This window comes from Mycolicibacterium phocaicum, assembly GCF_010731115.1.
In the GTDB taxonomy this organism is placed as follows: Bacteria; Actinomycetota; Actinomycetes; order Mycobacteriales; family Mycobacteriaceae; genus Mycobacterium; species Mycobacterium phocaicum.
Map to the genome: position 1 here is coordinate 99,563 of NZ_AP022616.1, position 26,229 is coordinate 125,791.

At 65.3% G+C, this 26,229-nt stretch carries 22 protein-coding genes; 11 read left to right on the plus strand and 11 right to left on the minus strand.

Annotated features, from left to right (window positions below):
- Nucleotides 1–580: 580 nt before the first annotated feature.
- The 6 genes from nrdH to G6N46_RS00530 all read left to right on the plus strand — a co-directional run bounded on the left by nrdH (nucleotide 581) and on the right by G6N46_RS00530 (nucleotide 6,692).
- Nucleotides 581–820 carry a glutaredoxin-like protein NrdH gene (gene nrdH / locus G6N46_RS00505; RefSeq protein WP_020104016.1) on the plus strand — a complete coding sequence of 80 codons (240 nt, stop codon included), beginning with the start codon at nucleotides 581–583 and terminating at the stop codon, nucleotides 818–820.
- Between the two features lie 31 nt (nucleotides 821–851).
- Nucleotides 852–1,304 (plus strand): class Ib ribonucleoside-diphosphate reductase assembly flavoprotein NrdI, encoded by a 453-nt coding sequence (nrdI, locus tag G6N46_RS00510; RefSeq protein WP_138249859.1) that lies wholly within the window; start codon nucleotides 852–854, stop codon nucleotides 1,302–1,304.
- The gene (nrdE, locus tag G6N46_RS00515; protein ID WP_138249858.1) at nucleotides 1,271–3,439 is read left to right on the plus strand and encodes a class 1b ribonucleoside-diphosphate reductase subunit alpha; all 2,169 of its coding nucleotides are present in this window, start codon (nucleotides 1,271–1,273) and stop codon (nucleotides 3,437–3,439) included. Before nrdI ends, nrdE begins: the two co-directional genes overlap by 34 nt.
- 25 nt (nucleotides 3,440–3,464) lie before the next feature.
- Nucleotides 3,465–4,220 carry an NUMOD3 domain-containing DNA-binding protein gene (locus G6N46_RS00520; protein WP_138249857.1) on the plus strand — a complete coding sequence of 252 codons (756 nt, stop codon included), beginning with the start codon at nucleotides 3,465–3,467 and terminating at the stop codon, nucleotides 4,218–4,220.
- Complete coding sequence (locus tag G6N46_RS00525) at nucleotides 4,217–5,341, plus strand: threonine synthase (RefSeq protein ID WP_138249856.1); 1,125 nt, start codon at nucleotides 4,217–4,219, stop codon at nucleotides 5,339–5,341. The genes G6N46_RS00520 and G6N46_RS00525 overlap by 4 nt, the downstream gene beginning before the upstream one ends.
- Nucleotides 5,342–5,441: 100 nt before the next feature.
- The gene (locus G6N46_RS00530; protein ID WP_138249855.1) at nucleotides 5,442–6,692 is read left to right on the plus strand and encodes a saccharopine dehydrogenase family protein; all 1,251 of its coding nucleotides are present in this window, start codon (nucleotides 5,442–5,444) and stop codon (nucleotides 6,690–6,692) included.
- Between the two features lie 26 nt (nucleotides 6,693–6,718).
- Here G6N46_RS00530 and G6N46_RS00535 read toward each other — a convergent pair whose 3' ends face one another.
- From G6N46_RS00535 to G6N46_RS00555, 5 genes are all read right to left on the minus strand, one after another.
- A complete protein-coding gene (locus tag G6N46_RS00535; protein WP_138249854.1) occupies nucleotides 6,719–7,393 on the minus strand; it encodes a response regulator in 675 nt (224 codons plus the stop codon).
- Nucleotides 7,383–9,026 (minus strand): sensor histidine kinase, encoded by a 1,644-nt coding sequence (locus G6N46_RS00540; RefSeq protein WP_138249853.1) that lies wholly within the window; start codon nucleotides 9,024–9,026, stop codon nucleotides 7,383–7,385. Before G6N46_RS00540 ends, G6N46_RS00535 begins: the two co-directional genes overlap by 11 nt.
- A 50-nt stretch (nucleotides 9,027–9,076) precedes the next feature.
- On the minus strand, nucleotides 9,077–10,429 hold the full coding sequence (locus G6N46_RS00545) for a CitMHS family transporter (RefSeq protein WP_138249852.1): 1,353 nt from the start codon (nucleotides 10,427–10,429) through the stop codon (nucleotides 9,077–9,079).
- A 126-nt stretch (nucleotides 10,430–10,555) separates the two neighbouring features.
- On the minus strand, nucleotides 10,556–11,620 hold the full coding sequence (locus G6N46_RS00550) for an alpha/beta hydrolase (RefSeq protein WP_138249851.1): 1,065 nt from the start codon (nucleotides 11,618–11,620) through the stop codon (nucleotides 10,556–10,558).
- Nucleotides 11,617–13,188 carry a flavin-containing monooxygenase gene (locus G6N46_RS00555; RefSeq protein WP_138249850.1) on the minus strand — a complete coding sequence of 524 codons (1,572 nt, stop codon included), beginning with the start codon at nucleotides 13,186–13,188 and terminating at the stop codon, nucleotides 11,617–11,619. Before G6N46_RS00555 ends, G6N46_RS00550 begins: the two co-directional genes overlap by 4 nt.
- Before the next feature lie 247 nt (nucleotides 13,189–13,435).
- Here G6N46_RS00555 and G6N46_RS00560 point away from each other — a divergent pair, with 247 nt between their 5' ends.
- The gene (locus G6N46_RS00560) at nucleotides 13,436–14,227 is read left to right on the plus strand and encodes an SGNH/GDSL hydrolase family protein (protein ID WP_138249849.1); all 792 of its coding nucleotides are present in this window, start codon (nucleotides 13,436–13,438) and stop codon (nucleotides 14,225–14,227) included.
- 106 nt (nucleotides 14,228–14,333) lie between these two features.
- Here the strand turns inward: G6N46_RS00560 and G6N46_RS00565 are convergent, their stop codons facing one another.
- The 6 genes from G6N46_RS00565 to G6N46_RS00590 all read right to left on the minus strand — a co-directional run bounded on the left by G6N46_RS00565 (nucleotide 14,334) and on the right by G6N46_RS00590 (nucleotide 20,748).
- Complete coding sequence (locus G6N46_RS00565) at nucleotides 14,334–15,722, minus strand: flavin monoamine oxidase family protein (RefSeq protein WP_138249864.1); 1,389 nt, start codon at nucleotides 15,720–15,722, stop codon at nucleotides 14,334–14,336.
- A gap of 475 nt (nucleotides 15,723–16,197) precedes the next feature.
- Nucleotides 16,198–16,710, minus strand: coding sequence for a hypothetical protein (locus G6N46_RS00570; protein ID WP_138249848.1), 513 nt, complete (start codon nucleotides 16,708–16,710; stop codon nucleotides 16,198–16,200).
- Between the two features lie 78 nt (nucleotides 16,711–16,788).
- Nucleotides 16,789–17,355 carry an MspA family porin gene (locus G6N46_RS00575; RefSeq protein WP_234880711.1) on the minus strand — a complete coding sequence of 189 codons (567 nt, stop codon included), beginning with the start codon at nucleotides 17,353–17,355 and terminating at the stop codon, nucleotides 16,789–16,791.
- Between the two features lie 101 nt (nucleotides 17,356–17,456).
- Nucleotides 17,457–18,161: a transporter gene (locus tag G6N46_RS00580; RefSeq protein ID WP_138249847.1), complete on the minus strand. Its 705-nt coding sequence runs from the start codon at nucleotides 18,159–18,161 to the stop codon at nucleotides 17,457–17,459.
- A 217-nt stretch (nucleotides 18,162–18,378) separates the two neighbouring features.
- Entirely contained in the window at nucleotides 18,379–19,653 is a 1,275-nt protein-coding gene (locus G6N46_RS00585) for an MFS transporter (protein ID WP_138249846.1), read from the minus strand.
- A gap of 408 nt (nucleotides 19,654–20,061) precedes the next feature.
- Nucleotides 20,062–20,748 carry a TetR/AcrR family transcriptional regulator gene (locus G6N46_RS00590; RefSeq protein ID WP_138249845.1) on the minus strand — a complete coding sequence of 229 codons (687 nt, stop codon included), beginning with the start codon at nucleotides 20,746–20,748 and terminating at the stop codon, nucleotides 20,062–20,064.
- Nucleotides 20,749–21,005: 257 nt separating this feature from the next.
- Between G6N46_RS00590 and G6N46_RS00595 the strand changes: the two genes are divergently transcribed.
- The 4 genes from G6N46_RS00595 to G6N46_RS00610 are packed head-to-tail and all read left to right on the plus strand — an operon-like array spanning nucleotide 21,006 to nucleotide 26,229.
- Entirely contained in the window at nucleotides 21,006–22,151 is a 1,146-nt protein-coding gene (locus tag G6N46_RS00595; RefSeq protein WP_138249844.1) for a saccharopine dehydrogenase family protein, read from the plus strand.
- The gene (locus G6N46_RS00600) at nucleotides 22,148–23,710 is read left to right on the plus strand and encodes a class I adenylate-forming enzyme family protein (RefSeq protein ID WP_163692523.1); all 1,563 of its coding nucleotides are present in this window, start codon (nucleotides 22,148–22,150) and stop codon (nucleotides 23,708–23,710) included. The genes G6N46_RS00595 and G6N46_RS00600 overlap by 4 nt, the downstream gene beginning before the upstream one ends.
- 2 nt (nucleotides 23,711–23,712) lie before the next feature.
- Nucleotides 23,713–25,059, plus strand: coding sequence for an NAD-dependent succinate-semialdehyde dehydrogenase (locus G6N46_RS00605; protein WP_138249862.1), 1,347 nt, complete (start codon nucleotides 23,713–23,715; stop codon nucleotides 25,057–25,059).
- 54 nt (nucleotides 25,060–25,113) lie between these two features.
- Entirely contained in the window at nucleotides 25,114–26,229 is a 1,116-nt protein-coding gene (locus G6N46_RS00610; RefSeq protein ID WP_138249842.1) for a Zn-dependent alcohol dehydrogenase, read from the plus strand.

A 26,229-nucleotide genomic window follows, 5' to 3' on the forward strand; every position in this document is an offset into this window, starting at 1 on the left:
AGGCTCCTGATTAGGTCATGTCCGCCCCGCTGGGCTCTCGGGGCAACGCTTGCTCGCGCGTCGCTGGTGAGACAGATCAAGTCGAAGACAACCCAGCAGGGCGTCAGTCGGTGGGAGGGTCATCACCAGCGGCGAACGAGCAAGGTCATCCTCGCCCGAACGGGTTGAACACAATCAATGTCGGTGGCTGGTGATAAACCGGTAGTTGGAGCGCGACACGCCCCCGGGTGTGATGTGCGACACGCCGAGAGAGTGTCTCGGATTCGGCCTTACGACCTGGGAATTTCACGAATGTTGTTCAGAACATCTTGTATCTGTTCGGTTTGTCGCCCACTAGGTGTAGTGTTTGACGGACCGACAGGCCCCCACAATTTGAGGGTCGGCCGGGGCCGGAAAGTCGGTCGGACGGGGATTCCCGGACGTTCTGACCGGAGTGGCTCGGGACGACCGGAGATGCGGGAATTTCAGGGGTTGCCGGGCCGCTGATCCGGATGGGGATATCAGCGGAAAGCGCTACCCCGTCAGTTGCCAGCCATGTTCAGTTCAGCTTCCAGGCCTTTCGAAGAGGAGTCGTACCGAGATGACCGTCACCGTGTACACCAAGCCGGCATGTGTGCAGTGCAACGCCACCTACAAGGCGCTGGACAAGGCGGGCATCGCTTACGAGAAGGTCGACATCAGCATCGATGACGAAGCCCGCGAGTACGTGCTGGCGCTCGGTTACCTGCAGGCCCCGGTCGTCGTGACCGACAGCGAGCACTGGTCGGGCTTCCGTCCCGACCGGATCAAGGCGCTCAGCACCGTGGCGGTCACCGCCTAGAAATCAACCAGCCGGGGGAGGAGAAGGAACAGTGAGCAATCTCGTCTACTTCTCCAGCGTGTCCGAGAACACCCACCGCTTCGTCCAGAAGCTGGGTATCCCGGCCATTCGCATCCCGATTCATGGACGTATCGAGGACGGGGTCATCGACGAGCCCTACGTCCTGGTGCTCCCGACCTACGGCGGCGGGCGTGCCACCCCGGACATCAACGACGGTGGCTACGTCCCGAAGCAGGTCATCGCCTTTCTCAACAATGAACACAACCGGTCGTTGATCCGCGGCGTCATTGCCGCGGGCAACAACAACTTTGGTGCTGAATTCGCTTACGCGGGCAATGTGGTCTCCCGTAAGTGTGGAGTTCCGTACCTCTACCGCCTCGAACTCATGGGGACCCCGGACGACGTCATCGCCGTCCGTGAGGGTCTGGAAGATTTCTGGAAGGAACTCTCGTGCCACCAACCGTCACAGCTGCAGAACCGGTAGCCGCCACCACGCACGCGCTGCCCGGTGAGAGCGACTACCACGCTCTCAACGCGATGCTCAACCTGTACGACGCGGACGGCAAGATCCAGTTCGACAAGGATGTGCTCGCGGCGCGGGAGTACTTCCTGCAGCACGTGAACCAGAACACGGTGTTCTTTCACAGCCAGGACGAGAAGCTCGATTACCTGATTGAGAAGGAGTACTACGAGCGCGAGGTGCTCGACCAGTACAGCCGCAACTTCGTCAAGCAGCTGCTGGACCGGGCCTTCGCCAAGAAGTTCCGTTTCCCGACGTTCTTGGGCGCGTTCAAGTACTACACCAGCTACACCCTGAAGACTTTCGACGGCAAGCGCTACCTGGAGCGGTTCGAGGACCGCGTCGTCATGGTCGCCCTCACCCTGGCCGCTGGTGACACCGAGCTGGCCGAGAAGCTCGTCGACGAGATCATCGACGGCCGGTTCCAGCCAGCCACCCCGACGTTCCTCAACTCGGGCAAGAAGCAGCGCGGCGAGCCCGTGTCGTGCTTCCTGCTGCGCATCGAGGACAACATGGAGTCCATCGGCCGCTCCATCAACTCGGCGCTGCAGCTGTCCAAGCGCGGCGGCGGAGTTGCGTTGCTGCTCAGCAACATTCGTGAGCACGGCGCGCCGATCAAGAACATCGAGAACCAGTCTTCGGGCGTCATCCCGATCATGAAGCTGCTGGAGGACTCGTTCTCCTACGCCAACCAGCTCGGTGCCCGCCAGGGCGCGGGTGCGGTGTACCTGCACGCGCACCACCCCGACATCTACCGCTTCCTCGACACCAAGCGCGAGAACGCCGACGAGAAGATCCGGATCAAGACGCTGTCGCTGGGTGTCGTGATCCCGGACATCACGTTCGAGCTGGCGAAGAAGAACGAGGACATGTACCTCTTCTCGCCGTACGACGTGGAGCGCGTCTACGGGGTGCCGTTCGCCGACGTCAACGTCACCGAGAAGTACTACGAGATGGTCGACAACGGCGCCATCCGCAAGACCAAGATCAAGGCGCGCGAGTTCTTCCAGACCCTCGCCGAGCTCCAGTTCGAGTCGGGCTACCCGTACATCATGTTCGAGGACACGGTGAACCGGGCCAACCCGATCGACGGCAAGATCACGCACTCCAACCTGTGCTCGGAAATCCTGCAGGTGTCGACGCCGTCGCTGTTCAACGAGGATCTGTCCTACGCCAAGGTCGGCAAGGACATCTCGTGCAACCTGGGCTCGCTGAACATCGCCAAGGCCATGGACTCGCCGGACTTCGCGCAGACCATCGAGGTGTCGATCCGCGCGCTGACCGCGGTGTCGGACCAGACGCACATCTGGTCGGTGCCGTCGATCGAGCAGGGCAACAACGACTCCCACGCCATCGGCCTGGGGCAGATGAACCTGCACGGCTACCTGGCCCGTGAGCAGATTTACTACGGCTCCGAAGAGGGCATCGACTTCACCAACATCTACTTCTACACCGTGCTGTTCCACGCGCTGCGCGCGTCGAACCGCATTGCGATCGAACGCGGTACGAAGTTCGGTGGGTTCGAGAAGTCGAAGTACGCCTCGGGTGAGTTCTTCGACAAGTACACCGATCAGGAGTGGGCGCCGAAGACCGACAAGGTGCGCCAGATCTTCGCCGACGCCGGCATTCACATTCCGACGCAAGATGATTGGCGCTCGCTGAAGGAATCGGTGCAGGCGCACGGCATCTACAACCAGAACCTGCAGGCGGTTCCGCCTACGGGCTCGATCTCGTACATCAACCACTCGACCAGCTCGATCCACCCGGTCGCGTCGAAGATCGAGATCCGCAAGGAAGGCAAGATCGGTCGCGTTTACTACCCAGCGCCCTATCTCACGAACGACAACCTGGAGTACTACCAGGACGCGTACGAGATCGGCTACGAGAAGATCATCGACACGTACGCCGCGGCCACACAGCATGTGGACCAAGGTCTTTCGTTGACGCTGTTCTTCAAGGACACCGCCACGACGCGCGACGTCAACAAGGCGCAGATCTACGCCTGGCGCAAGGGCATCAAGACGTTGTACTACATCCGCCTGCGGCAGATGGCGCTGGAAGGCACGGCCGTGGAGAACTGCGTCAGTTGCATGTTGTGATGATTGGTCGCTGACAGCGGATTTCATGACTGGTAGAACTCCGACCGGAGGCCTGATCTATGGGGTCAGGCTCCGGTCGGAGTCTGTTTATCGCTATGTCGGCCTCACGACGAAAACCGCGGAAGTGCGCCTGCGGCAGCATCTGAAAGTCGCTTGGGACGGGAGAAAAACGCCGTTCTATGACTGGTTGCGAAAGCAGCAGCGCGAAGATCTGATCGTGGACCCGCTGGACTGGACGGATGGACTCGACGAGCTAGGTGAGGCCGAGATTGCGTGGATAGCGCTTCTTCGCCAGGAGGGGCATCCATTGCTGAACCTCGCGGCCGGTGGGCTCGGACCGACGGGTGTTGTGTGGACCGCGGAGATGCGGGAGGCGGCGAGGCTCCGATCCACTGGACGTAAGGTTCCCAGCCGATTCGGTGAGGAGAATCCGTTCTATCGGAGAGAGCACTCCGCCGAGCAACGAGCGAAGTGGTCGGCCGCACGTAAAGGCACGAACGTCGGTGCTGACAATCCGAATTACGGGAAGTTTGGTGTTGATCACCCCAGTTTCGGTCATGTGATGTCGGAAGAGGCCAAGGCCAAACTTTCAGAGCAGCGGAAAGGCGCTGGAAACCCCAATTTTGGCCGAAGTGCCAGTGCGGAGACACGTGCCAAAATGTCTGCGGTCCGAAAAGGCCGGCCGAAGCCGTCGAGTAAGCGCAGTGCTCATACGCGCCACCACACAAATCGGGGAATCAAGAAAGACACCTGCCAATACTGCATTGAAGACTCGAATTGAGTCGACTGCGCCTAATTGACCGCAGCGGCCAACGCTATCCCGCTGACCAACCCCGCTGGCGCGGTGACGACGGCGGCCCGCTGGTCTTCGAACAGCTGCCGGGCATCGGCCGCGAAGAGATCGACGCCGCGATCAACTCGCAGTGGCGCTATCGCGCTGCGCTGCCAAATCCCTTGGCGCACATCGAGCCGGTGACCCTTGGTGAGGGGCGGACACCGCTGCTCACCCGAACCTTCGACGGCATCGACGTCGGCCTGAAGGTCGAGTCGATGAATCCGACCGGCAGTTTCAAGGATCGCGGCGTCGCGGTGATGGTGACTGCCTTGCGTCACCAGGGAATCGATCGAGTTCTCGAGGATTCCAGCGGCAACGGCGGCTCCTCGGTCGCGGCCTACTGCGCGGCAGCGCGAATCGAAGCCCACATCCTCGTGCCGGCTGCGACGTCGCCGAACAAGATCGTGCAGAGCCGATGGCACGGCGCCCACATCGAATTGGTGTCCGGAAGCCGGCAGGACGTGGCCGACGCGGCCGTGGGCCGCGCCGACACCACTTTCTACGCAAGCCACAACTGGCACCCATATTTCCTGCAGGGCATTAAACTGATCGCCTACGAGATTTGGGAGGACCTCGGATTCCGAGCTCCCGCAGCGGTTCTCGTTCCTGCCGGCGCCGGCAGTCTGGTGCTCGGCTGTGCCGCCGGATTCGGCGAACTGCGTCGAGCCGGCGCGATCGACCGCGTGCCACGAATCCTCGTCAGCCAGCCGCAGAACTGCTGCCCGGTCGTCACGGCCATCGCACAGGGGCGCGATGAGGTCACCGACAGCCAATGGTCGACGACCGTTGCCGAAGGCACGGCCATCGCGAAGCCGGTGCGGGATCGCGAAGTGCTGCAGGCGATCCGGGACACGGGTGGGACGGCCGTCGCCGTCCCGGAGGATGAGTTGCTTCCTGCCGTGAGCGAGCTCGCCAGGTCCGGGCTGTTCATCGAACCCACCAGCGCGCAGGTCGTGCCCGCACTGCGTCAGCTCCGGGCCGCCGGAGAGATCAGTGCCGCGGACACTGTCGTCGCCGTGCTGACCGGTTCGGGGCTGAAGGCCGGCCACCTGCTCACCGCAATATGACGGCACCAAACCGAACGGGGCGGGTCGCCCAGACCATCATCTGACCATGATTCATGTCACATTTCGATTGCGGCGTGGCTCGCTGAGGTAATTTCCGGCCATGGCTCAGCGCGAATTCGACATCGTCCTCTACGGCGCCACCGGTTTCGTCGGCAGGCTCACCGCTGAATACCTGGCCAAGGCAGGCGGATCCGCCCGGATCGCCCTGGCCGGGCGGTCGGTGGACAAGGTGCGCGCGGTGCGTGACTCACTGGGGGCGGCGGCCCAGAATTGGTCGATCATCGAGGCCGACGCCGGGTCACCGGCGTCACTGGTGACGATGGCCGCGCGTACCCAGGTCGTCGTCACGACCGTGGGGCCGTACACCCGCTACGGGCTGCCACTGGTGGCGGCTTGTGTGGAAGCCGGCACCGATTACGCCGACCTCACCGGAGAGACCCCGTTCATCCGTGCCAGCGTCGACCAATTCCACACGCGGGCTGCCCATGCCGGCATCCGGATCGTCCACTCCTGTGGATTCGATTCGGTCCCTTCCGATCTCACCGCCTATGCCCTGTATGACCGTGCGCGTGCCGATGGCGAAGGTGCGCTCACCGACACGGACATGGTGGTGCGAAAGTTCGTCGGCGGCGCCTCGGGCGGCACGCTCGCCTCGATCCTGGAAGCTCGGCGCACCATGTCGGCAGACCCGGCCGTCCGCACCGCGATACGCGATCCGTACACGTTGAGCGCCGATCGAGAGGCCGAACCCGACCTGGGGCGGCAATCCGATGCGCCCTTACGTCGCGGCGCACAGATCGCCCCGGAACTGGAGGGCAGCTGGACCGGCGCCTTCATCATGGCGGCGGAGAACTCGCGAATCGTGCGGCGTAGCAACGCACTTCTGGATTGGTCGTACGGGCGCACGTTCCGCTACGCCGAACAGGTCAGCGCCGGATCGTCCGTCCTCGCCCCGGTGCGTGCGGCAGTCTCGACGGCGGCCCTCGCCGGCATGTCTGCGTTGGGCAGCCGCTACGCCAACTCGGCGCCTGCGCGGTTGTTCGAACGCCTCCTGCCCAAGCCGGGGAGCGGGCCGAGTGAAAGTGCCTTGAGCAAAGGGCAATACCGCATCGAGACTTATACAACCACCACGACCGGTGCTCGGTACCGCGCCGTCATCGCACAGCAGGGCGACCCCAGTTATCTGGCGACGGCGGTACTGCTCGGGGAGAGCGGTCTGGCGCTCGCGCTGGACGGCGACAAGCTTTCCGCTCTGCGTGGGGTCCTGACGCCGGCCACGGCGATGGGTGACGCGCTGCTGACCCGCCTGCCGGCCGCTGGTGTCACGTTCGAGACCGTCCGCCTGAACTGAGTGCGGGCTGAGGGCCAATCACGCTCTCATGCAAGGGCATAACGCTGGCGCGGACGGCCGGTGGAGCCGTACTGCAGGCCCATCGTGAGGGTGCCGGCGCGCACCAGATCCGCGAGGTAGCGCCGCGCGGTCGCCGGGGCAATGCCCACCAGTTGCGCGATCTCGTCTGCCAACAGTGGTTTCCCCGCCTCGCGGAGCGCGTCCACGATCAGGCGCTCTGTCAGCGGGGCACCATCGTCCTTCTTGGTGCTCGGCCGCTCGGACCGCAGCGCCGAGACCGCGGAGTCCACCTGTTCCTGAGTCAGGTGTGGTCCGTCGAGGATCCGCCGGTACGCCGTGTACGCCGCCAGGCGCCGCGCCAACTCCGTGTTGGGAAACGGCTTGATGAGATAGTGCAGGGCGCCGGCGGCCAACCCGGCCCGGATGTTCGCCGCATCATCCGCGGCACCGAGAATGAATGCGTCGCAGTGCAGGCGGCGTACCAGGTCGATGCCGGAGCCGTCAGGTAGGTACACGTCGACGAGTGCCAGATCCACCGGTGCCTGCGCGGCGTCGGCGTCGGCCACTATCGTCCCGGCTTCCGCGATGGTTCGCGCCGAGCCCACCGTGACCAATCCGACCATCGAGTCCACCACCGAGGCGTGCAGTGCGGCGACCCGAAAGTCGTCGTCCACCACCAGGATTCGCAACTCACGCGTCATCGCCCAGCACACCTCCCGGAATCGTGGCCAGCACTGTGGTCGGCTCGCCGTCCGTGCCGCCGCGGGCCGCGATGGTGACATCCCCACCGTGTCCGCGCGCGACCTGCCGTGCGATGGCCAGGCCCATACCGCGCCCGCCCGGCACCGTCGGGTCGGATCGGGTGGTGACCCCTTCGAGGAAGGGGTCGTCGACAGCGAATCCGGGCCCGGTGTCGGTCACCACGATCACCAGATCATGTCCGTCGCGCAAGAGATCCAGCTCTACCGCCGGGACGTGCGCGTCCGGCGCTGCGTTCTCGGCCGCCGCGTCGATCGCGTTGTCGAGCAGATTCCCGACCACCGTGGTGGTGTCCACCGGGTGCGCGAGTGTGCCGACCAGCGCCGTCTCCTCGCCTACCCGCAGCACGACGCCGCGCTCGTGCGCACGAGCGGCCTTGGCGCCGACGAACGCCCGCAGATGTGGTTCGTCCAACCGTTCCAGACCCGGCACGGGGGCCACGCCGGCTCGGCCGGTGATCTCGTCGAGGTAGCTGAGCGCCTCGGCGGTCCGGTGGTCGCGGAGCAGGCCTGCCACCACGTGCAGGCGGTTCGCAGACTCGTGTCGCTGGGCCCGCAGTGCCGAGCTCATGGCCTGCACCGAGTCCAGTTCCCGGGTGAGCGCCTCGATGTCGGTGCGGTCCACGGCGGTCAGCACCGTGCCCAGATCGGTACCGTCGCGGTGCACCCGCCGGGACGACACCAACACCACGCGTTCGTTGACGGCCGCGGCCACCGGCACCGTCGTCGGCTCCGCTGCGACGGCAGCCACGCGGGGCGTCAGGCCCAGATCGCGCAGCGGCGTCCCCGGTGCGGCGGTGACACCGAGCAACTCCCGAGCCCGCTCGTTGATCACCCGGGAGATGCCTTTCGCATCGATCGCGATGACTCCCTCAGCGCCCGAATGCAATACCGCGTCCTGCTCGCGGATCAGCTCGGCCATCTCCTCGGGCTCCAGGCTCAGGGTCAGGCGGCGCCACCGCCTGGTCAACAGTGCCGAGCCGATCGCGCCCACCGTCAGTGCAATCGCCACCAACGTCACCATGAGCACCAGGGTGCGGTGGGTGGCCTGATTGACGGTATCCATCGCCACGCCGACACTGACCAAGCCGACGACCGTGCCGTCCGGACCGCGGATCGGTGCCTTGGCGCGGACCGAATCGCCGAGAGTGCCCTGCTGCACGGTCAGTTCGGACTCGCCACCGAGGACGGCGGACGGATCGGTGCTCAGGGGCCGATCCAGCTGTGTCGGGTCTGGATGTGCGATGCGGTAGCCGGCGTCATCGGCGATCACCACGAACAGCACCCCGGTCCGGGCGGTGATGGCCGCGGCCTGCCGTTGCAGCGGGGCGGCGGCCAGCTCGGCGGCCGTAGCCGGGTGCCCGGCCCGACGTGCCGCGGATTGGGCGGCGGCACCGGCCTGGACCTCCTGATCCGAGGCCACCGTCTCGGCGATGGCCTGGGCGCGGCGCGCAAATTCGGTCCGGGTCTGCGTGTCGGTGCGGTGGATGATGATGCCGAAACCGGCGGCCAGGCTGGCGGTCACGATCACCATCTGCAGGATGAGGATCTGGGTGCGTAATCGGATCCTCGGCATGAGGGTCGAGGCTATCGCTGTCGACGACGGATCGGCCGCGGATCGGCGCGTCAGAGCGGTATCTGGCCGAGAGCGACGCCCACCACCAGCATTACCAGCGAGACCACCGCCGCACGCCACAACACCTTCTTGTGATGGTCGGCGAGCCCGACGCCGGCCAGCGCGACCAGCAGCAGGATCGCCGGCACCAGTGGGCTCTGCATGTGGAACGGCTGGCCGGTGATCGAGGCCCGCGCCATCTCGGCCGCGCTGATCCCGTAGTGGCTCGCGGTCTCCGAGAGCACCGGCAGGACGCCGAAGTAAAAGGCGTCGTTGGACATCAGGAACGTGAACGGGATCGACAGCACGCCGGTGATCACGCCGAGGTGCGGGCCCATCGACTCGGGGATGATGCCGGTGACCCAGGTGGCCACCGCTTCCACCATGCCGGTGCCCTTGAATACTCCGGTCAGCACAGCTGCGGCGAGCACCATGCCCACCACCGACACGATCGACGACGCATGCCGAGTGATCGCGGCCTGTTGTTCGGACACCTGCGGGAAGTTCGCCATGAGGGCCACCGCGGCGGCGATCATGAAAAGCACCGGGATGGGCAGGATGTCCATGGTGAGCACGGCGAGCAGTGCGACGGTGACGATCGCGTTGAACCACAACAGTTTTGGTCGAGCGAATTCACCGGAGATCGCGCCCGAGTCGTCGGCGGCGCCCTCGAATGCGTCACCGCCGCCGAGGCCCGTCGGTTCCGACCCACCTCCGACACCGGCCAGGACCCGCTCGCGAACCACGATCGAGCCGATCCGCTTGCGCTCCAGCACCCCCAGGTGCCATGCGAACGCCAGCACGATGAACATTCCGGCGATCAGCGACGGGATCATCGGGACGAACACCTCGGACGGGGAGATCTTCAGTGCGGCCGCCGCGCGCGCGGTCGGGCCGCCCCACGGCAGGATGTTCATGGTGCCGTTCGCCAAGCCGGCGACCACGGTGAGCACCACCGGGCTGACCCCAAGCTTCAAGTAGAGGGGAAGTAGCGCGGAGACCGTGACGATGTACGTTGTCGAACCGTCGCCGTCGAGCGAGACGACCGCCGCGAGCACCGCGGTGCCGACCACCAGTCGGGCGGGATCGTGATCCACCAAGCGGATCACGGTGCGGATCACCGGATCGAACAGCCCGACATCGATCATGATCCCGAAGAACACGATCGCGAAGAAGAGCATCGCGGCGGTGGGCGCCAGGTCCTTGATGCCGTCGGTGATCATCTTCCCGATTCCGCTGCCCGCCCCGGCCAGCAGGCCGAAGGTCACGGGGACGGCGATCAACGCCACGATGGGCGTGGCGCGCTTGGTCATGATGACGACCATGAAAGCGGCGACCATGGTCAGGCCGAGGGCAACCAACATCAGCTATCTCCTGAGGGTGTGACTGGTGCAATCTCAGAAGGGTCGCTGTAATCGGCATCACAATGCGAGCTTGTACGTATTAGTCGCGCTTTTGCGTGTTTCGCTCGGTGTTGTGTTGCCGGGTGACTAGCGCAGGGCGTGTCGGATCGCGGCGGCGACGCGGCTCACCGCATCGCGGGCTGCTGGGCTGATCTGGGTCATGGAGATGTACCCGTGCACCAGGCCGCTTTCTCGTAGCAGGCGGGTCGGGACGCCGAAGTCCTTGAGCCGCTGGGCGTATGCGATGCCCTCGTCCCGCAAGGTGTCGAAACCGGCGACGGTGACGAGCGTCGGCGGCACCCCGGAGAGGTCCTCCGCCAGAATCGGTGAGACCCGTGGGTCGGAGCCGTCATCGGCATCGGGGACGTACAGCTCGGACAGCCACGCGATCTGCTTGGCGGTCAGCGCGGGGTTGTCGGCGAACTCCGCACGCGAACGGTAGCTGCCCACGGCATCGACGACCGGATACATCAGCACCTGCATCCGGGGCAGCAATGCGTCGCCCTGGAGTTGGTTCGACAGCACCGCACAGAGATTCGCGCCGGCGCTGTCACCAAGCAGGACGATCCGCGCCGGATCGATGCCCCAGTCGGTGCAGCGGGCGACGGCGAAATGCCATGCGTCCCAGGCATCGTCGACAGCCGCCGGAAACGGCGCCTCCGGAGCGAGCCGATACTCGACCGACAGGACATTGACGCCGGCGCCGGCCGCGATGAGGCGGGCGGGGGAGTCGTAATCCTGGCGACTGCCGAGGACGAAACCGCCGCCGTGCAGGAACAGCACGAGCCCGTTGGAGCGCACCTTCGGGCGATACAGGCTGGCCCGAATACCGCTGGGGAGAACGATATCGGGGTCCACGTCCACCGTCACGTTCTCGGATTTGTCCGCGAAGACCCGGCAGTCGTTCGCCATGATGGCGCGCGCCTCGGCCACGGTGCCGTCACTGAAATCAGGCTCCTCGGCGGCGAAGCGCATCAGCAGTGCGATCTCCGGCGCCATCACGTCGCCGTCGGCGTTGACGGTCGGCGGGACGAGCCGGCGGAGGACGGCCTGCGGAACCCGGCCCAGAGCCGTGAACAGGCTCCGCTGCATCAGCTCGGCCGCGGTCAGTCGGCGGTCCGGCGTCGTGGGTCCGGCAAGGGTCGCCGTCATGACGCGACTCGTCCGGACGCTGCCCGGTTGATCTCGGCCCGGCGATCCTCGTTTTGCGTGCCGCCGACGGCGAGTTCACGTTCTAGCCGCGAGCTGAAGCGCAGATTGTCGTCGATGATCGATCCCCGGTACATCTTCCGGTCTTCCAGGAACACGTTCCGCATCTGCCAGGGCATCCCGTCGCCCTGACGCGGTAGCGCCCGATTGGCGCGTTGCATGTATCCGGCGTCCAGGTCGAGGATCGACCGCGTGCCGACGCCCTCGGCCGCATACGGCGCGACGGTGTCGTACCCATGGGTGTCCATGTACCGGAGCAGTTCGATGAGGCTCTTGCCGAGGAGCGAAATCTTCAGTGTCCAGGACGATTTGGTGTAGCCGATCGCCATCATCCAGTTCGGGATACCGGACAGCAGGGCGCCGCGGTACACCACGGCGTCGGACAGCTCGACCGGTCGGCCGTCGACTGTCAGGTCGATGCCGCCGAACAGCCGCAGGTTCAGCCCGGTCGCCGTGACGATGAGGTCGGCCGGCAGGTGCTCACCGGACTCGAGTTCGATTCCGGTCTTGGTGAAGCGGCGGATCCGATCGGTCACCACCGACGCGCCGCCGTCGCGGATCGAGGCGAAGAAGTCGCCGTCGGGGGCGAGGCACAGGCGCTGGTCCCACGGGTCATACGGCGGGTTGAAGTGCCGGTCAACGTCGAATCCCGCCGGCAGTTGCTTCTTGTTCAGGTGCCGGATGACGCGCCGTGCGGTCTTCGGGAACCTCGTCATCAGTTCGACGACCACCCAGTCGATCAACACGTTCTTCCACCGGGTCGCGAGGTAGCCGCGTCGTTCTCCGAGGAGGCGAGTGAGTTTGAGGCTCAGCGTGTCGACGCGTGGCAGCGACATGATGTAGGTCGGCGTGCGCTGCAGCATGGTGACGTGGTCGGCGGCGCCGTCGCCCTTCAGCAGCGACGGGATGAGCGTGATTGCGGTTGCGCCGCTGCCGATTACGACGACCTTCTTGCCGGAGTGGTCGTAGTCCGCAGGCCAGAACTGCGGGTGGATGATGTCGCCCTCGAAGTCGTCCCGGCCCTCGAACTCCGGGGTGTACCCCTCGTCGTACCGGTAGTAGCCCGTGCCGGCGTAGACCCACCCCGCTTTGATCACCTCGTTGCGCACCGCACCGGTGGCATCGGTCACCTCGACAGTCAGCACCCATTCCGCGTCGTCGCTCGACCACGCGGCGGCCACGACGTGGTGGCGGTACCTGATGATCGTGTCGAGGCCGTACTCCTCGACGGTCTCCTTGAGGTAGTCCAGGATCAGCGGTGCGTCCGCGATCGCCTTCTCATCGCGCCAGCTCTTGAACTCGTATGCGAAGGTGTGCAAATCCGAGTCGGACCGAATGCCGGGGTACCGGAACAGATCCCACGTCCCGCCGATCGCGGCGCGCCCCTCGAGCAGTGCGATCTTCTTCGCCGGGAACTCTTTGGTGAGATATGCCGCCGCGCCGATTCCCGAGATGCCGCCGCCGATGATCACGACGTCGTAGTACTCCGGGTTGGGTGCTGGGATGCTCATCTGTCGTTTCCTTCCTGCGCCGGCACTGGCGCCTTGCGATGTGCCTCAGACTGCCGGGGTCGACGTGGTGCGCACCACATCGAAATGCAACAACCTGTATCCGGTAGCGGTGTGATTCGCACCGCGCAGGGATCAGGTGCGTCCTCGGCTGAACCGGCTGCGGTGCCGACATCGGCCAACCGACCCCGGGTTGGTGGGACGGGCCGTACCATCGCATGCGCGTCCGGACAGACAGAGGTGCACCGCCATGACCACGTACCGCAGGATCGCTGCACTCGGCAGCTCCTATGCCGCCGGCCCAGGCATCCAACCGGTCGTCAACCGCGCTGCGATGCGTTCGGGCAACAACTACGCGCACGTATTGGCGCGTGCCCTCGGCGCCGAGCTCACCGATCTGACGGTTTCGGGCGCGACGACGTCAACCGTCCTGGATACGCCGCAGCGCGTCGGACTCGTGAAGTTCGCGCCGCAGATTCTCGCGCTGCCCGTTGACGCCGACCTGGTACTGATAACGGCCGCCGGCAACGATCTCGAGTACCTGGGTTCTGCGGTCAAGCTGGGCGTCCATTTCACGCTGAATCGCTACACGCGCGGACTCCTGCAGCGGTGGATTCCCGCCGACGTTCCCACGGCGACGGTGGAGCAGCAGAACAAGGCCGCCGCGGGACTGGCCCGCATCGTGATCGAAGCACGTTCGCGCGCACCGGAAGCACGTGTCATTCTCGTCGACTATCTCCCGATGGTCGGTGACATGACCGTGCCTTTCATGGATGTTCCGTTCGATAACGCTGTCGTCGACGCTCTCGCGGCAATTCACGATCAGCTGTCGCGCGTATTCACCGACGTCGCAGAACAAACCGGAACCGATCTCGCGCAGGCATCCCGGTTCGGCCGCGGGCACGAGCTCGGTAGCCCTTCCCCGTGGATCCAGCCCTTGCAGCCTGTTCATCGCATCGCGAGTTCGTTTCACCCGACCGCAGACGGGATGAAAGCCGTTGCCACCGAACTACTGCGCATAATTGGTGAGCCTTCGAGATGACGCCGCGCGGCCGTCCCAAGGCCGATTGGCATCGGCACCCCTCGGGGGGCGAGTAGGGCCGACGGTGCTTGGCCCGTCTGCTCGTACCCCGAGGGGCGCCCGACGGTTATGCCGAGACTTCTGCGGGGCGGCCCAGTCGCTGGGCGATCTGCTCGGCGGTGTGCAGACCGGTCAGGATGGCGCCGTTCATGGTCCCGGCCCACTCGCCCGCGGTTTCCGTGCCCGCCCAGTGGATGCGCCCGTGCGGCGTGGTGAGGGCCTCGCCGTAGTTCACCGATGCAAAAGGCGGCGCGGCCGGATGCGGGCCACCCGGGGCGAAAGGTTCTGTGCCCCAACAGTGATCGATGTAGTCGATGGGGCTGCCGGCCTGCTCGCCGTACAGCTCGACCAACTGGTCGAGGACCAGTTTCCGCCGAACGTCCGGACCGAAGCCGTCGTACACCCGCGCGGTGCAGAAGACCATCAGGATGCCCGGCCCGTCATCGCCGGGGGACACGTCGAAGGTGATGAACACCGGCGCGGTATCGGTCAACGCCTCACCCGAAAGCCCCTCGGACCGCCAGAAGGGCTTGTCGTAGGCGACGAACGCCTTGCTCAGGGCACCCATCGGGAAGCTCGTCGTGAGCCCCTCGGTCTTGGCGGGCAGGGCGGGGCGGTACTCGATGTACGCCCGATGCTCAGGGGCCGCGGTGACGATGGCGTACTTGGCGTTGATCACTCCCGAGTCGGTGGAGACCGTGACGCCGTTGTCGTCTTGGGAGATCTCGCGGACCTGGGTGTTCAGCACAATTCGGTCGCCGATCTGCGCAGCGAGCCGCTTGGCGATCTCTTGCGTGGTTTCGGTGACGCGGAACTCCTGCTGTCCGCCTTCGACGGCCAGCATGTGATCGAGCCCGCCCACCGCCTGGATATAGCGCAACACATGCAGCAGTGACACGTCGAGCGGGCTGCAGCCCCACTGCACCCTGGTGACGATGAACATCAGGGCACGTGTGCTGGTCGCGGCCTGCTGCCGGTCCAGCCATTCGCCGAACGAGATCGCGTCGAGCTGACCGGCGTCGGGGGATTTCCAGGCGGCGTTGACGTCGATGGTGTCCAGCAATGTGGTCAGCTCCATCAGGATGCGGCCCAGGTCCTCGGCGTCCACCGGTCCGGTCGTCGGCAGGGTGCCGGTGTAGGTCTGGCGTTCCCCGGCCATCCAGAGAACGTTGAGCCCTTCATCGAACTGAGGAATCAGCGAACATCCCAAGCGCTCCATAAGGTCACGGATTGCGTTGTGGCGCTGGGCAACCCAGGTTGCACCCAGGTCGACCTTGACACCGGCCACTTCCCCTGAGTACGAACGGCCACCGACCCGGTCACGGCCTTCTACAACGAGAACTGATACACCCTGACTGGAGAGCCGATCCGCGGCGCTCAGGCCGGCGAAGCCCGCACCGACAATCACGACGTCGACCGATGCGACTTCGGCGTCGCCCTCAGGTGATTTCGACAAGGTCTGCTCTTTCACGGTTTCCTCCATCGCACTCGCGGTTGAATGACGCGAGATGCAGCGGGCGGCAGTGTCGGTCAGCACCTGCGCAATGATGAACTGCCGCCCGCAGCGGATTACCCTGGCAATCTCCGCATCTCGCTACTGACAGGTTCAGTGTCGCCAGCGATGATTCGACGCGGCCACGACAACGGCCACCGACTTCCGTCGTGTAGGGGTGCACGGTGCACCCCTGATCATCGGCGAGAGGGCGATGTGACGGCTCTGTTGGGGTCCGTCGGTGGAGGTGGTGAGGTGAACGGCGGAGCCTCCGGCGGTAATAGGCCTTTCTCTGTGGGTTGGACGGGGAAGGTGCTCGTGGGCGCCGTCGAGCTGGGCGCCTGTTGGTCTTCTTTGCCGCAGTCCGCGGTGAACAAGCCGATGAGGAGAAGAACTGCCGCGGTCCGGATCGAGACCGAGTTGAACACGGTGGCCATCGCTATTGCGCGGGCTGCTCAGTGGGCGCGGGCTGGGCGGGCGGCTCCAGTTGCGGGTAGCTCGGCGGGGCCGCATTCGTCGCCTCGCCGGTGGGCACCCCCGTCTTCGGTGGTGTCCCGGTGGGGCTTTCCAACAGCGGCTGCGGCCACGGCCCCGCACTGGAGACCATGCCCGGTAGCGTGCCGGTGTCGGATTGCAGGAGGGCCGAGGTGCTGTCGGGTGGCACGATGCCACCCTGCACTCCGTAGCGCATGTTGGTGTAGTTCAGGATGAACGACTGATTGGGCGCTGACGGACCGGGCTTGCTGTTGGGCAGGCCCACGCTGGTCTGCGTCGGATCCGCGGTGGGCCCGCCGGTTCGCACGCCGCGGGTGTCGGTCATGTGCGGGGGATAGGTGTATGCGCCCGTGCCGAATTCGTAGGTGTACGCCCCGGGATAGGGGGCGGTAGGCGTTCCCGGGAGAAACGGCAGAATCGGGTCCGCGCTCGCGACAGCGCTGCAGACTGAACCCATCGTGAAAATCATCGCACTGCCCGCGACGAATCGACCGACTCGGAGTTGTGACACAGAGCTCTCCTTTCTCGTGGGACGTCAGATCTTGATCGGGTCGCCGTAGATGGCGTACGAGAAGTGGCTGGCCGCAGTCGAAATGCGCAAGTATGCGTACGAGCGGATGTTGACGTCGCCGCCACAGGCATCGGCTTTGATGTGCAGATTGTCAACGCCCAGAGACGCGGTGTTGCCCGGGCTCAGCGCCATGTTGGTCATCGGCAGATCGACGATGACGCCAGGCTGGACAATGGTTTCCAGGAAGCCCGCAGCGCCGATGGTGCCGCCGACGCCGGACGGTACGCCCGCTGAACCGGCAACGCCGCCGGTGCCGCCCATGACCAAACCTGCCGAAACGTCCGATTGGCAACCCAATTGATAGCCGAGGATGAAGAGGCTGTCCTGGATCGGATTTCCACCACCGGTCGCCGTTGCGGTCGCGGTGGCAGTGACGAATGCTTCACGCGAGTTGGCCGCCGCCGCGAGATTGGGAACGGAGTTCACGACCTCGTTCTTGATCTGCAGATTCAGATGCCAGCCGTCCGGGGACACCTTGTCGTAGACCTGCGGAGCCATATCGACCGGCGCGGCATGTACTGCCGGTGCCATGCACAGGCTCGCCACCGACGCAGCCACTGCCGCAGCGGCAAGGACGGGAGAGGGTGCAACCTTCAATCTCATTGTGTTCCTTTCATTTTGGTGTGTCGTCTTCATCCGAGGCTGTGCCGGAGGTCTTTTCGATAACTCGAGGTTGTCCCCGCGTCCGCGGCGATGTTGTGGGCATACAGCGCGCGGTAGGCGCGAAGGTAGATGACCCCCTGAGCGCCCCACGTCGCCAGCGCAGCGGTGTAGAAGAACGTGCGGTTGTGGTCGTCGAAGGGGAGGGGGCAGAAGTCATAGGTGATCGCGATGGCCGTCGCGGCCGCAGTGACCAAACCTGTTGCGATCGCGAGCTTTCGGGCGCCGGCGTCCCAGACCTTCTTGGCGAAGAATGCCAGGAATGCAGTCGTCAGCACATTGACGATCAGGTAGAACGTCGCCGGCCCGACGTGGAGAGTCTCGTCGTGGAACTTCTTCAGGAACATCGCGGCGACGGCGGCCAGTCCGAAGACACCGACCTCGACAGCGACCGTCGGCGTGTACCGATGGGTGACCGCCATCAGGCCCATGACGAGGATCAGCGTGAAACCGACCGACCGGGAGAACGCGTCGAGGAAGAAGGAGACGTCGAAGGCGATCCCGCCCTCCGCGGCGCCGAGCAGCGACCCGACGAGGAAGTTGGTGGCAGAAATTCCAACGATCAAGGATTCCAGGCCGAGAAGGTAGTTGCCGTAGTCGCGGATGAACTTCCATCCGATGTAGTAGCCGACGGCCGCCAGCCATACCGCGGCTGCCAGGAACACGAGGTCCTTCATGGTGGTGATTCCTCTCGAAGTGTGGTTGATGGCGGGACGCCGCCAAGTGGCGGGAGAGGTTTCCCGCCGTTGCTCGTCAGGTGGTGCACTACTGTCGCGGTCTGGTGAGCTGGGTCACAACGACGGTGCTCACCCCTTTTGGTGCGGGAGCGGTGCATGGTGCACATATCTGAATGCCCGCTGTGTGGCCCACTCTGGTTAGTGGCCGCACAAGAGCTCAGGGGGCAGTTTCGTGGCGCTGTAGCCGGTCGAACCAGCGAAGTGCCGGCATCGCGATGAGGGTCGCCGCGGCCAGAGTGAGGAAAGCGGTCGCGGGATGCGTGACGAGCAATCCGACGGCAGTGGCGATGACGACGCCGCCCAGATTGCCGGCCATCCAGATGAGTCCTGCCGCGGTGCTCTCGGCATCGGGCGCGTGGCGCTCACTGAGCGCCAGCACGATGGGTAGCGCCGGCAGCAATACGAAACCCACCCCGATCAGCGTCAGGAAGGCCATCGTCGTGCTGGGTGCCAGTGCCAGGTGCAGGCACGCCACCGCGGTGAAACCGATTCCGACGCCCATGATCTGGACTTCCCGGCGGTGTCGATCGGCCCACACCGGTACGACGGCGCAGCCGACGACGCCGGCGATCATGGTGACGGCCAAGACAAGGCCGGCGGTCGATTCCGAGACGCCCGAAGGCTCGAGCAGTGGCTGTACGAAGGTCGCGAGCGCGATGAACGTGCCCATCGGGATGGCGACGACCGCGCACAAGCGCCGGAGATAGCGGTTGCCGAATGCGGTGCGGAAGGCCCGGATTCCTCCGGTTGTGCGAATGGACTCTGGACCGCCCAGTGGCTGGGCGAAGCGAAGCGCCGCCAGGAGACACAGCCCGGCATCGAGGGCGAGCAGCGCAGTGATGACCGTCAAGGTGTGGACGTGGTTTTCGCCCGGGAGGCACGCGCCGAGCAGATATCCCACGACCATCCCGCCGAATGTGGCGGAGGACGCGACGGCGATGCCGGTCGCGCGGTCTTTGACGGCGAGGTAGCCGACGGCGAGGCCGGGGATCGCGTTGAGGACGAAGGGCTGGCCCACCGCCGCGACCACCTGCCCGATCAGCGTCCAGGTGAAGTCACCGGCGACCAGCCGCAGGAACGCGCCGGCCGCGGTGAGCACCGCGCCCGCGATGAGGGCCGGGCGGAAGAACCGATCGAGTGCCAGACCTGCGGGAATGGCGAGCAGCACGTAGATCAGCGGGAAAACCTGTGACAGCCAACCGATTGCGGCGATCGACACGCCGAAATGCCGGGCCGCGTCGCCGGTCACGGGCGCGTAGTTCACCACGAGTGCCTGGGTGGCGGCGGCCAGGATTCCGTACGCGGCGAAGACCGACCACCGGCTCTTCGCGTGCGCCTCGATACGGGAGCTTTCGAGCGTCTCCTGGACGCCGTCGAGATTCGCCCGTTCCTGCGTGACATTCGTCGGCCATGCGGTATGTGCATGAAACATATTGCGCTGTTTGGTATTACGTCGAAGCACGACCCACGCGACGGCACCTGCGGCGGCAGCGCGCGTGGCCGCCAACTCGGGCAGACTCATCTGCTGTCCTTTTGTTGAGATTGCGCCCGACTACGCCGGCGGACTGCGGGAAGTGTGACTGAACGAATATTCGTTCGTATGAGTGACGTAGGTTACTGCCGCACGAAAGTCGTGTCAACGGTTGGTTTGATCCGGTGATTCGGCGGCTCTCGGTGAGGTCCACGAATAACGCTCGCGCCCTTGCGATTCGGGGGTGCGGTGATGATTCGCCTCGATGGGATCGGGGCGGGTGACCCGCATTTTGGATGGCAAAGTGGGCGGGGAATCGCCTCGGATGGCAGGCGAGGTCGGCGGGGCGGTAAACCCGGGGAGCGCTGGTTAGGAGTGGTCCGGCCCGAGCCCGACGAGCATGGCTCGCACCAGCTGCCAATGCAGATCGGCCAGTTCTTCGGGGTCGCGCGCACCGTCTGCCGGGAACCAGTTCGCGACCCGATCGCACATCGCGATGATCGCCATCGAGGCAACGGTGACCTTGGTTTCCGACACGCCGGGCGCGAAGGCGGTCACGCGATCGCGCACCAGATTCAGGTGGGCCTGCTGCAGGGACAGCAATCTGTCGTAGTCCTCGGTCGACAAGAACTGGCCGGCGGAGGCGGTGTAGAGAACGAGATCCGCCACGCGGGCAATGTGCATGTTGTGCATTTGGTACAGCACGTGTTGTCGTACCGTCTCGCGCAGGTCTGCTTCGGGATCTACACCGTCGACATGCGTTGAGTTGTCCAGGAAGTCGCCCAGCACCCGGGAGACCGCCTCGGTGAGGATCGCCTCCTTCGACGGAAAGTGGCTGTAGAGTCCGGGCGCTTTGATGCCGGCGACGGCCGCGACTTCCCGGACTGTGAACGCACCGAATCCGTGATCGGCGACGTTGGTGATTGCCGCGGCCAAAATGCGTTCGCGCATGACACTCAGATCGAAGACCCGGCCGAGGTTCGCGATGTCGGCTGAGCGGTCGAGCTCCGAAGGACTCGAGGCGGGCCGAGTCGCGGATCCTCGTGCGGCGGTCATCTGTCCTCCTGTTGGCAGCTGCGTCCAAGGTTACGGCGCTCGAGTGTGTACCCGGCTCAACGGTGTGCCCGGTGTCGCCGGTCTGTGTGCCGAGCGGATGTTCGCCTGCAGCTGCGGTTGTCGGGGTGTCGTGGCCGGGCTGTCGGCAATTGACTTGGCGCCACCTATTGACGGAAGCCACGGCCAACGCTAGCTTAACGAATGTTCGTTCGTGCAGGTCCTGACTGGTGAACCTGCGATATTGGAAGAGGTTCGACATGGTGTCAGTGGGTATTGCCGGACTGGGGCAGATGGGGAGCGCCGCCCTGCGGATTCTGCTCGAACAACTCCCGGATGCGCAGTTCCTGGCGATGGATCGGGCGCCCGAAGCTGTGCGGCGCGCCGAGTCGCTGGATCCCGCACGCGTTCGCGGGCGCGTCGTCGACGTCACCGCGGAGTCGGTGGACCTCGACGGTGTCGACGTGGTGCTCAACCTTTCCGGACCGTTCTTCGCAGGATCCGACGGCCTGGCGCAGGCCGCGCTGCGGTCAGGCACGACCTATATCGATATCGGTGACGACCTCGAGGCGACCGAAACCGTCCTGGCCCTGGATGCCGACGCGCAGAGTGCCGGTGTCGCTCTCATCAGCGGTGCCGGCTGGTCGCCCGGCGTGTCCAACTGGTGCGCTGCCCGCCTGCTCGACGAATTTCCCGACAGCGACGGCGTCCAGGTGGTGTGGGCAACACACGAGCGTGACCCCGGCGGACTGGCTCCGCTGCGCCACATGCTCCACATGGCGGTGACGCCGTGCCCGGTGTGGCGCGACGGCCAGTGGGTGCAGTCGCCCGGCTTTGTGCCGGAAACCGCGGGTACATTCACCTTTCCCGAGCCACTCGGTGTCATCGACGCCTTCGACACCGCGCACCCCGAGCCGCGCACGCTGAGCAGATTCTTCCCGCAGTTGCGCAACGCGAGTTGTAAGGGGTCGCTGCGGCCCGACTGGGCCAACGCGGCATTTTCGACGTTGGGTCGCATCGGCTTCGGTCACAATGACGTCCTGGTGGACATTGCCGGTCACGATGTCGAGCCGGCCGAGTTCCTCTGGAAGCTGATGTGGGCCCGCCACCAGGCTTCCGCCGCTCCCAAGGGCGGTAAAGCGTTGACTGCGTTGCTGATTCAAGTTCTCGACGGCACTCGCGTGCAGGGTGCGCTCGCACTCATCGACGACGCGCCGATGTCCCGTGGGACCGGCCTCGGCGCCGCCGTTGCCGCACTCGCCGCGCTGCGCGAATGCCCGCCGCCGGGGGCGTGGGGACCGGAGGTCCTCCCGTGGCAGTTCGCGCTCAGCGAGTTCGAGCGCATCGGACAGTCGCTGGGCGGGTTCGGGCCGGGTATCCAGACCCTGACCGAAGTACGCAGATGATCCGCGCACCGCAGACCGGACACACCAGCCTGTCGGGCGCCGTTGCGCACTGGGCTGACACGCGGCCGAATGCCATCGCACTACGTTGCGGGGAAACGACTCTGACGTGGTCGGAACTCGACGACGCGATGACGCGCTTCGGCGTCCTACTCCTCGATCGCGGTGTGCGCAGGGGTGATCGCGTGGTGCTGCTCGGCGAAAACAGCCTGGAATGGGTTGTCGCGTTCCTCGGGTGTCAGCGCGCCCACGTGATCGTTGTCCCGATGAATACCCGTCTCGCACAGAGTCAGGTCGTCGCGCAGGTCGTGAAGGTCGATGCCCAGTTGGTGCTTCACGATGCCGGCCTCGGGGGAACCGATCTCGCCGCCCTGACCGGTGCGCAGTGCCTGGAGCTGTCGGCGCTTCTGCGCGAGATGAGCAGCAGCAGTGCCGAATCGGTTGCCGCAAGCGATCATTCAGAGGAGGCCGAGGTCCCGGCCCTCATCAGCTTCACCTCAGGTACCACCGGAACTCCCAAGGGTGCGGTCATCAGCAGTGCCGCGATGGCCGAGCTGGCCTACGCGTTCTCGGATTACTTCGAAACGGGGCCGGACGACAGCACCCTGATCGTCGTACCCATTTTTCACAACACGGGCTTCGCGGATCAATTGGCGCACATGGTCGCCTCCGGAGGGACGACCAGTCTCCTGCGGCGCTACCGGACCGGCGACGCGGCAGCAGAACTGATGGCGCACCCGGCCACGTTCCTCGCGGCAGTGCCGAGCATGCTGAGAATGCTGATGCTGCACGACGAGGCTGACGCGATTTTCAGCGGCGTCCGCGCAATCATGTACGGCGGCAGCGCAATGCCCGAGGCCTGGGTGCAGGAGCTGCAGCAGCGGTGGCCGCATCTCAAGCTGGTGCACGCGTACGGACTGAGTGAGTTCACGTCGGTGTGCACGTTCCTGCCCAGCGACCTGGCGGCGACGAAAGCCGAGTCCGTGGGACTGCCGTTGCCCGGCGTCCAGCTACGCATCGTCGACGAGTCGGGTGATGACGTGGCGCCCGGCGGATTGGGCGAAGTGTGGCTGAGTGGGCCGACGCGCATGCTCGGTTACTGGGACGAGCCGCGGCTGACGGCGGAGAAGATGACCGGGCAGTGGCTGCGCACCGGCGATGTCGGCCGGATCGACGGCGACGGCCTGCTGTGGCTGCACGGCCGGGCAGACGACGTCATCAACCGCGGCGGCGAGAAGATCATGCCGACATTCGTCGAGTCCCACATCGCTCGCCACGAAACCGTCGCGGCCGCATGCGCTTTCGGGTACGCGGACGACATTCTCCAGCAGCGTGTCGCGGTCGCCATCGAGACGCGCGCCGGCACGGCGTTCGATGAGCAGGAACTCGTCGGGTTTCTGCGCACTTGCCTGCCCGACTATGCGATTCCCGACCGTTGGGTCGTGTACGACGCGCTTCCCCTCAACGCATCCGGCAAGTTCGATCGCAAGGCCCTGCGTGCGGACTTCGAAGCAGCGTTGCGACCGAAATCGATTGATCACAAACAGGAGCGAGCGAAATGACCATGCCTTTGTACTTCGTGACCGACCCGTCGACCGGGGAAGTCGTACGGGAATACCCCACTGCCACTGATGAAGTGGTGGATGCGACGCTCGAAGCGGCTGCCGGCGCCTACCGCAACTGGTCGCGGCAAACCACCGTCGCGCAGCGCGCGGATCTGTTGAGAAAGGTGGCTGCACTTCACAACTCGCGCAGTGCTGAACTTGCTGAGATCATCCGCCGCGAGATGGGCAAGTCCCTCGACCAGGCCATCGGTGAGGTCGAGTTCAGCGCAGCCATCTACGAGTACTACGCGGACAACGCCGCCACGTTTCTGGCGGACGAGCCGATCGAGCTCATCGAGGGGGAGGGAACGGCATTCGTCCGGCGCCAGCCGATCGGCGTGTTGTTGGGCATCATGCCGTGGAACTATCCGTACTACCAGGTCGCCCGATTCGCCGCACCCAATCTCGCTCTGGGCAACACCATCGTGCTCAAGCACGCGCCGCAGTGTCCGGAGTCAGCGGCCGCCCTGCAGCGGATCTTCGTCGACGCAGGCTTTCCCGAAGGCTGCTACGTCAACACCTATGCCACCAATGAACAGGTCGCCGGCGCCATCGCCGACCCCAGAGTTCAGGGTGTCTCCTTCACCGGTTCCGAGCGCGCCGGCGCGGCAGTCGCGGAAACGGCGGGTCGCAACCTGAAGAAGGTGGTGCTCGAGTTGGGGGGCTCGGACCCGTTCATCGTCCTGTCATCCGATGACCTCGATGCCACCGTCCAGGCCGCGATCGATGCCCGATTCGAAAACACCGGTCAGGCATGCAATGCCGCGAAACGCATCATCATCGCCGATGAGCTCTACGACGAGTTCGTCGACAAGTTCACGAAACAGGTTATGGCCCAATCCGAGTCGCTGGCTCCGCTGTCCTCGGGCGCCGCCGCCGAGCGCCTGGAACAGCAGGTCCAGCGCGCTGTCGGCGACGGGGCGACACTCGTCTGCGAAGGCAGCCGCCAGGGGGCGTACTTCCCGCCCGCTGTTCTGACCGGCGTAGCGCCGACGTCGCCGTCGTCCAACGAGGAGCTGTTCGGTCCGGTGGCGACCGTGTATCGAGCGGCGTCCGAAGACGAGGCCATCGAGTTGGCGAACAACACGCCCTACGGATTGGGCTCGTACGTCTTCACCACGGACCCTGAGCAGGCGCTGCGGGTCGCCGACCAGATCGAGGCAGGCATGGTGTTCGTCAACGGCGTCGGCCTCGACAGCATGGAACTGCCGTTCGGCGGCGTCAAGCGATCCGGCTTCGGACGCGAACTCGGCCGGGCGGGGATCGAAGAGTTCGCCAACAAGAAGCTCATCCGCACCGTTCGTTAGACCCCGCCCGCCACATCCGATTCGCCACATCCAGCACCTCTAAGGACATCTGCCATGACCATCGAATTCGACGCCGCCGTTTTCAGGACGCCGAACGCGCCGCTGACCATCGAAACCGTTTCGCTCCCATCGACCCCGCCGCCCGGCGACGTACTCGTGCGACTCAAGGCAAGTGGAGTGTGCCACAGTGATTTTCACGTTCTTGCCGGTGAATGGGACGTCCCCACCCCGATGATTCTCGGCCACGAAGGGGCAGGTGTCATCGAGAGCGTGGGCGAAGGGGTGACGACCCTGAAAACGGGCGATCACGTCGTGCTGTCCTGGACGCCCTCCTGTCGCCGGTGCCGGTACTGCATCAGTGGCCGGCCCGTCCTGTGCGACATGGTCGCTCAACATTCGGCCAACCACCTGTCGTTCGACGGCCGGTCCCGGATCACCACGGCTGACGGCGCCGACGTCCTCAGCTTCGCCGGCGTCGGCACCTTCGGCCAGTACGCCATGGTGCCCGAATCTGGGGCGATCGCGATCCGCGAGGACGCCCCCTTCGAACAGTCGGCGCTGATCGGCTGCGCCGTCACCACCGGTGTCGGCGCAGCGGTCAACACCGCCAAGGTGCGCCCAAGTGACACAGTGTTGGTCATCGGGTGCGGCGGCGTCGGGCTGAACGCGATTCAGGGCGCGCGCCTGGTCGGTGCACGGCAGATCATCGCCGCCGACATCTCCGACGAAAAGCTCAAGCAGGCACGGGTTTTCGGAGCCACCGACATCATCAACAGCGCCCAGGAGAATCTGGCGGACCGGATCGCGGAGCTCACCGACGGGCGTGGCGTCGAAGTGGCCATCGAGGCCATCGGCCTGCCGCAGACCATCGAAGCCGCCTACGCGGTCCTGGCCCGAGGTGGCACCGCTGTCGTCGCGGGGCAGGTGGCCGACGGCATGAAGGTCACAATCGATCCGTTCGTCATGTCGGATCAAGAGCTTTCCCTCATCGGCTCGAACTACGGCTCGAGCAAGCCCGCCACCGACTTCCCGCTGCTCGTCGAGCATTACATGCGGGGCCGCATTGATCTCGACTCACTGGTGACCCGGGTGATCGACCTGGCAGAGATCAATGACGCCTTCGACGAGATGAAGCGCGGCGTCGGCATCCGCTCGGTGATCAGGTTCTGA

Coding starts and splice junctions, on each gene's coding strand:
- nrdH (WP_020104016.1), top strand. CDS start 581: ATGACCGTCACCGTGTACACCAAGCCGGCATGTGTGCAGTGCAACGCC.
- G6N46_RS00520 (WP_138249857.1), top strand. CDS start 3,465: ATGACTGGTAGAACTCCGACCGGAGGCCTGATCTATGGGGTCAGGCTC.
- G6N46_RS00530 (WP_138249855.1), top strand. CDS start 5,442: ATGGCTCAGCGCGAATTCGACATCGTCCTCTACGGCGCCACCGGTTTC.
- G6N46_RS00535 (WP_138249854.1), bottom strand. CDS start 7,393: ATGACGCGTGAGTTGCGAATCCTGGTGGTGGACGACGACTTTCGGGTC.
- G6N46_RS00540 (WP_138249853.1), bottom strand. CDS start 9,026: ATGCCGAGGATCCGATTACGCACCCAGATCCTCATCCTGCAGATGGTG.
- G6N46_RS00545 (WP_138249852.1), bottom strand. CDS start 10,429: ATGTTGGTTGCCCTCGGCCTGACCATGGTCGCCGCTTTCATGGTCGTC.
- G6N46_RS00550 (WP_138249851.1), bottom strand. CDS start 11,620: ATGACGGCGACCCTTGCCGGACCCACGACGCCGGACCGCCGACTGACC.
- G6N46_RS00555 (WP_138249850.1), bottom strand. CDS start 13,188: ATGAGCATCCCAGCACCCAACCCGGAGTACTACGACGTCGTGATCATC.
- G6N46_RS00560 (WP_138249849.1), top strand. CDS start 13,436: ATGACCACGTACCGCAGGATCGCTGCACTCGGCAGCTCCTATGCCGCC.
- G6N46_RS00570 (WP_138249848.1), bottom strand. CDS start 16,710: ATGGGTTCAGTCTGCAGCGCTGTCGCGAGCGCGGACCCGATTCTGCCG.
- G6N46_RS00575 (WP_234880711.1), bottom strand. CDS start 17,355: ATGGCACCGGCAGTACATGCCGCGCCGGTCGATATGGCTCCGCAGGTC.
- G6N46_RS00580 (WP_138249847.1), bottom strand. CDS start 18,161: ATGAAGGACCTCGTGTTCCTGGCAGCCGCGGTATGGCTGGCGGCCGTC.
- G6N46_RS00585 (WP_138249846.1), bottom strand. CDS start 19,653: ATGTTTCATGCACATACCGCATGGCCGACGAATGTCACGCAGGAACGG.
- G6N46_RS00590 (WP_138249845.1), bottom strand. CDS start 20,748: ATGACCGCCGCACGAGGATCCGCGACTCGGCCCGCCTCGAGTCCTTCG.
- G6N46_RS00595 (WP_138249844.1), top strand. CDS start 21,006: ATGGTGTCAGTGGGTATTGCCGGACTGGGGCAGATGGGGAGCGCCGCC.
- G6N46_RS00600 (WP_163692523.1), top strand. CDS start 22,148: ATGATCCGCGCACCGCAGACCGGACACACCAGCCTGTCGGGCGCCGTT.
- G6N46_RS00605 (WP_138249862.1), top strand. CDS start 23,713: ATGCCTTTGTACTTCGTGACCGACCCGTCGACCGGGGAAGTCGTACGG.
- G6N46_RS00610 (WP_138249842.1), top strand. CDS start 25,114: ATGACCATCGAATTCGACGCCGCCGTTTTCAGGACGCCGAACGCGCCG.